Raw genomic sequence first — 5,713 nt, 5'->3', positions numbered from 1 at the left:
ATCATCCAGCAACTCGGCGGTTCACCGACGCCTTCCAGCACGTGGGGCATGTGGGCCGCAGAACCACCGCAAGCGCGCGTGCAAGTCAGGCCGCAAGGTCAGATGGTTGTGTTGAATGGGCGCAAGGCCTGGTGTTCAGGAGCTTCGGTGTTGAGTCACGCGTTGCTCACGGCATGGGACCATCACGACCGGCAGCAATTGGTTGCGGTGGCGCTGGACCAACCCGGCGTGACCGTTACGGATCAGGGCTGGCAAGCCGTCGGAATGGGTGCCACTGGCAGCGTTGAGGTGCTGTTCGAAGGTGCCGAAGCACAAGCCATTGGCAACCCTGGCGATTACCTGCAACGTCCCGGCTTCTGGCAAGGCGGAATCGGCATTGCCGCTTGCTGGTACGGCGCGGCACAGAGCATCGCCGAACGCCTGCGCAGCCATTGCGCTCAACATGAAGAACCCCACGCCCTCGCCCACCTGGGCGCGGTCGACAGTGCGCTGCATGCTGCCGCGGAGGTATTGCGGGTCAGCGCATTGATGATCGACGCCGCTCCGCTGGACGACGCCGAACTGCTGGCCCGGCGCGCCCGGGCGGTGGTGGAACACGCCGCCGAACAGGTCATGCTGCACGTCGGCCATGCCCTCGGCGCCGGCCCCTATTGCAGAGATCGGCAGTTCGCCCGCCTGATCGCCGACCTGCCGGTATTCCTGCGCCAAAGCCACGCCGAACGGGATCTCGCCGCGCTTGGGCAACAGGTTCTGACGGAGACATGGATGTTATGAGAACCAACCCTATTGTCGGCCAGGGAACGCCTCTGCATTTATGGCAAACCTCTAGCCATCTGGCCCAATTACCGGTGACCGACATCCTGACGCTGGTGCCGGAAGGCTCGCGCGCCGTGATCATCGCCCCCCATCCGGATGACGAAGTGCTGGGTTGCGGCGGGTTCCTGCAGTTGCTCGCTGCGGCCGGCCGGCCGCTGCAACTGATTTCAGTCACTGATGGCAGTGCCAGCCATCCCGGTTCCGAGCGCTGGCCGGTGGAACGCCTGAGCGTGGTCCGCCCGCAGGAATCGGCCCAGGCCTTGCGCCGTCTCGGCCTGCCATTGCACAGCCTGAAATGGCTGCGCGGTGGTTTCGCCGACAGTCAGGTGGCGGCACGGGAAGCCGAGTTGTGCGAGTTCATCGAACGTCATCTGCGGCCCAACGATGTGGTCTTTACCACGTGGCGTGAAGACGGCCATTGCGATCACGAGGCTGTGGGTCGTGCCAGTGTCGAAGCGGCGAAACGGGTCGGTGCTGCGCTGCATGAGCTGCCCGTCTGGACCTGGCACTGGGCAACCCCCGAAGACAGTTTCGTGCCTTGGCACCGGGCGCGAAAGATTCTGTTGACCCCGGCACTGGTGGCGCGCAAACGTCACGCCATTCATGCCTTCGCCAGCCAACTGGAGGGCGACCCGAAAATCGGCTTGCCACCGGTGCTGGCACCGTATGTGCTGGACCGGTTACTGCAACCGTTTGAAGTGGTGTTTGTATGAGCGTCGAGGATCGCTATTTCGACGGTTTGTTCGCCGGCAACGACGATCCCTGGGCGTTCCGTCAGCGCTGGTACGAACAGCGCAAACGCGCCATAACGCTGGCCGCGCTGCCCCGACCGCACTACCGCGCAATCTTCGAACCCGGTTGCGCCAACGGGGAACTGAGCGCTGATCTGGCCACTCGCTGCGATCGCCTGTTGTGTTGCGATACGGCAGCCGCCGCCGTGGCGCTGGCTCGCACTCGCCTGAGTCTGTTCGACCATGTCGAAGTCCGCCAAAGCCGTCTGCCGGGGGATTGGCCCAACGAGCAGTTTGACCTGATCGTGCTCAGCGAAGTCGGCTATTACCTGGATGCCGAAGACCTCAAGTGCCTGATCGAACACGCCGCCCGATCATTGACCGCCGACGGCCAGCTCCTGGCCTGCCACTGGCGCCCACCGATCGATGGCTGCCCGCTGAACGCCCGACAGGTCCATGACCTGCTTCACGAACAGTTGCACTTACCGCGCCTGGTCCTGCATCAGGAGGCCGATTTCCTGCTGGAACTCTGGAGCCGTGAGCCGCGCTCCGTGGCCGTGCTGGAGGGCTTGCGATGATTGGCATTTTGATCCCTGCGCATAACGAAGAAGAGTTGATCGAGCAGTGCATACGGGCCGCCCTGCGCGCCGCGTGCCATGAACGGCTGGAGGGTGAAACGGTCCTGGTGCTGGTGGTGCTCGACAGTTGCACTGACCGATCCTCAGAGATTGTTGACAGTTACCCCGTGCACAGCCTGGCGATCGAGGCGCGTAACGTCGGCCAGGCGCGCGCCGCGGGTGCACGGTTTCTACTGGATCGGGGAGTGCGCTGGATTTCCTGCTCCGACGCCGACAGCCGGGTCGCCAAGGACTGGCTGGTGGCGCAACTGGACCTCGGTGCCGACGCTGTCTGCGGCACGGTCACGGTGGATGCGTGGCACGCGTCATTCGATGAGTCGGTGCAAATTCGCTATCACCAGAATTACCGGGCCCGTGAAGATCATCGGCATATCCATGGTGCCAACCTGGGCATCAGTGCCGAGGCTTACCGGCGTGCCGGTGGTTTCGAACCGCTGGCCAGCGACGAAGATGTGCAACTGGTTCGGCAACTCGAACGCTGCGGGGCGACTATCGCCTGGAGCCAACGTCCGCAGGTGCTCACCAGTGCCCGACTGGACAGCCGCGCACGAGGGGGCTTTGGCGATTTCCTGCGGGACATGCTGCAGGTCGGATAAAAAAACGTACCGGATGGAACAGCGAGGCGACGAATAGCGTGACATGAGCAATACTCTGCTCGCGGCAATCCAGGGTTTGGAGCGCTGCACATTGCTATCAACGAGAACAAGGACGTAGCCATGAAATCGGTCTCCATCAGTGAAAGCAGCCTACCCGTACAAATCTGGAACAGCGCCCCGCAACTGGACAACATTCCTGTCATCAGCACTCAGACCCTGGTCCCCGCCGGCGCACGCGCTGTAGTGATTGCCCCACACCCTGGCGATGAAGTCGTGACCTGCGGCGGCCTGCTGCAGTTGCTCAGCGCCCTGGGACATCCGCTCCAGTTAATCTCGATTACCGACGGCAGCGCCAGCCATCCGGGCTCGCAACAGTGGTCGGAGAAACGCTTGAGCGTGTTCCGCCCGCAGGAAAGCCTCGAAGCCTTGCGCCGGCTCGGGCTGCCGATGCACAGCCTCAAATGGATTCGTGGCGGCTTCACCGACAACGCCCTGGCCGAACGGGAATTTCAGATGACTCAATTCATTGCCCGTTATTTACGCCCCGGGGATGTGGTGTTCAGCACCTGGCGCGAGGATGGCATTGTCGACCATGACGCCGTCGGCCGGGCTGGCGTCAAGGCCGCTGCCATGGTCGGGGCGGCGTTCAACGAAGTACCGGTCTGGGCCTGGCACTGGCCAACGCGTGATCGAGGGCTCATCCCGTGGCATCGCGCGCGCAAGGTGCGCCTGGACACCTGGACCGTCGCGCGCAAAAGCCACGCCACCCACGCCTACGCGAGCCAGCTCGACGGCGAGCCGGCCATCGGCCTCGCCCCGCTGCTGCCCCCGGTGCTTCTGGAACGGATACGGTTGCCCTACGAAATTGTCTTCGTCTGAAGATCAAAAGATCGTCCGAACGCGGCCCGAACCTTCGGCAGCTCCTACAGGTGTACGCGGAACAATGTAGGAGCTGCCGGAGGCTGCGATCTTTTTGCTTCACAAAGACCTACCGCAAATCCCACTGAACTGCCCGCCGCTGTATCAGTCGCATACATAAGCAGTCCTGATTCAGAGGAGTGAACGTGACCAGTGACTCCAAGTGGCAGGCCGTCGGATCATCTCCATTGAACACGCCTCTGGCGATTCATCGACTGAGAGTGCTGACGGTCAACACCCACAAGGGTTTTACCGCATTCAACCGACGTTTCATTCTCCCGGAACTGCGTGAAGCGGTACGCAGTACGTCGGCGGACCTGGTGTTTCTGCAGGAAGTCGTCGGTGAACACGACCGCCATTCCACTCGCTACAACGATTGGCCACAGACCTCACAATACGAGTTCCTGGCCGACAGCATGTGGAGCGACTTCGCCTACGGTCGCAACGCGGTTTACCCCAACGGTCACCACGGCAATGCCCTGTTATCGAAATACCCGATCCGCGAACACCGCAACCTCGACGTCTCGATCACCGGCCCCGAACGCCGCGGCCTGCTGCATTGCGTTCTGGATGTGCCGGGGCACACTGAAGTCCATGCGATCTGCGTTCACTTGAGTCTGCTGGAAAGCCATCGCCAACTACAGCTCCAGCTCCTCTGCCTACTACTCGAATCGTTACCCGACGATGCGCCGGTGATTATCGCCGGCGACTTCAACGACTGGCAGCTGCAAGGTAACACCGCCCTCGCCCGACGCGACTATCTGCATGAAGCCTTCGAACGTCACCACGGTCGCCCGGCAAAAACCTATCCGGCACGCTTTCCGCTGCTGCGTCTGGACCGGATTTATCTGCGCAATGCCAGCAGTCATGAGCCGCGAATACTGGGGCACAAGCCCTGGACGCATTTGTCGGATCACTTGCCGTTGGCGGTGGAAGTACACCTCTGAAGTACTTTTTTCAACAGACCATTCGTCAGCAACACCACCACGGGCGAAAAACGCGTCTACACCTTAAGCAGCTGAAGGAGCAGTTGATTCAACTCGTTAGGATGCAGGTCTCACGCAGTTTATGAACTTCACTTGATGGCTTGATTGAAGATCCGGCGAACGATCCAAGGATGATTTCCCGAAACATGCGGTAGGGATACAACATGAATCGTTACGCCCGATTGCTGCAGGCATTGCCGCAGATACTCGCTGTACCCACTTCGTTGCTGATAGGCGTCAGCCCTCCCGTTTCCGCCGCTTGCACCTTGATCGCAGGGCCCGGAAACGATGCATTCACCTGTGACAGCGGCACCAGCGCTGCACTCACCGACCTGTCGGGCAATAACAGCCTGACGTTCCCCGCCAACGGCACTGGCCGTATCAATGGCAACGTGACGTTCGGCGCGGGCAGCGACACCGTCGAGATGAACTCCGGCACACTCGAAGGTGCACTGGACCAAGGCGCTGGCGTCGACCGCCTGCGTATCACAGGCGGGTTGATTACCGGAGCCGTCAGCCAGGGCAATGGAATCGATGATTTTGTGATGACTGGCGGCACTAATCAGTCCCTCGCTCAAGGCGACAATCGCGATACGTTCCTGATGACCGGCGGCACCATCGTCGGTGCCTTCGAGGATGGTGACGTCGCCCGCATGACAGACGGGACCATCGGCCGGGTCGACATGAAACTCGACAACAATATCTTTGACCTGTCGGGCGGCCAGATCCAAGGCAATCTGGTCACCGGTTTCGGTACCGATATCATTACCGTTTCTGGCGGACGGATTGGCGGCAACATCAGCGTCAGCGGCGGCAACGACAGCATTACCGTGACGGGCGGCGAAATCGTGGGAGAGATCCGCGCCAGTACCGGCGATGACACGTTGGTGTGGAACGGTGGCGGTGTCATCCGCTCGGCCATCCTGTTGGCCGAAGGCAACGACCGTGTGACCCTGCGCAATCTGAGCGAAAGCACCCTCGCCCTCACCCCGAGCATCGACGGTGGAAACGGCACAGACCTGCTGACC

General features: G+C 61.6%; 6 protein-coding genes and 1 pseudogene. All 7 read left to right on the top strand.

The window, feature by feature from the left end:
- Positions 1-774, top strand: a 774-nt coding sequence (locus WLY71_RS29390) for an acyl-CoA dehydrogenase family protein (protein ID WP_347806367.1), incomplete at its 5' end; no start/stop codon positions are given.
- Positions 771-1,529 (top strand): PIG-L deacetylase family protein, encoded by a 759-nt coding sequence (locus WLY71_RS29385; RefSeq protein WP_347806366.1) that lies wholly within the window; start codon positions 771-773, stop codon positions 1,527-1,529. The genes WLY71_RS29390 and WLY71_RS29385, both read left to right, overlap by 4 nt.
- Positions 1,526-2,125: an SAM-dependent methyltransferase gene (locus WLY71_RS29380; protein ID WP_347806365.1), complete on the top strand. Its 600-nt coding sequence runs from the start codon at positions 1,526-1,528 to the stop codon at positions 2,123-2,125. The genes WLY71_RS29385 and WLY71_RS29380 overlap by 4 nt, the downstream gene beginning before the upstream one ends.
- Complete coding sequence (locus tag WLY71_RS29375; protein ID WP_347806364.1) at positions 2,122-2,781, top strand: glycosyltransferase family 2 protein; 660 nt, start codon at positions 2,122-2,124, stop codon at positions 2,779-2,781. Before WLY71_RS29380 ends, WLY71_RS29375 begins: the two co-directional genes overlap by 4 nt.
- A 120-nt stretch (positions 2,782-2,901) precedes the next feature.
- Complete coding sequence (locus WLY71_RS29370; protein ID WP_347806363.1) at positions 2,902-3,660, top strand: PIG-L deacetylase family protein; 759 nt, start codon at positions 2,902-2,904, stop codon at positions 3,658-3,660.
- Between the two features lie 185 nt (positions 3,661-3,845).
- Positions 3,846-4,646: an endonuclease/exonuclease/phosphatase family protein gene (locus tag WLY71_RS29365; RefSeq protein WP_347806362.1), complete on the top strand. Its 801-nt coding sequence runs from the start codon at positions 3,846-3,848 to the stop codon at positions 4,644-4,646.
- A gap of 203 nt (positions 4,647-4,849) precedes the next feature.
- Positions 4,850-5,713 (top strand): annotated as a pseudogene (locus tag WLY71_RS29360) (autotransporter outer membrane beta-barrel domain-containing protein); the annotation flags it as partial.

It is taken from the genome of Pseudomonas rossensis (genome assembly GCF_039888995.1).
Lineage (GTDB): Bacteria > Pseudomonadota > Gammaproteobacteria > Pseudomonadales > Pseudomonadaceae > Aquipseudomonas > Aquipseudomonas rossensis.
The sequence above is the reverse complement of the archived record's forward strand: the minus strand, read 5'-3'. Positions and strand labels throughout refer to the sequence as shown.

Coding starts and splice junctions, on each gene's coding strand:
- WLY71_RS29385 (WP_347806366.1), top strand. CDS start 771: ATGAGAACCAACCCTATTGTCGGCCAGGGAACGCCTCTGCATTTATGG.
- WLY71_RS29380 (WP_347806365.1), top strand. CDS start 1,526: ATGAGCGTCGAGGATCGCTATTTCGACGGTTTGTTCGCCGGCAACGAC.
- WLY71_RS29375 (WP_347806364.1), top strand. CDS start 2,122: ATGATTGGCATTTTGATCCCTGCGCATAACGAAGAAGAGTTGATCGAG.
- WLY71_RS29370 (WP_347806363.1), top strand. CDS start 2,902: ATGAAATCGGTCTCCATCAGTGAAAGCAGCCTACCCGTACAAATCTGG.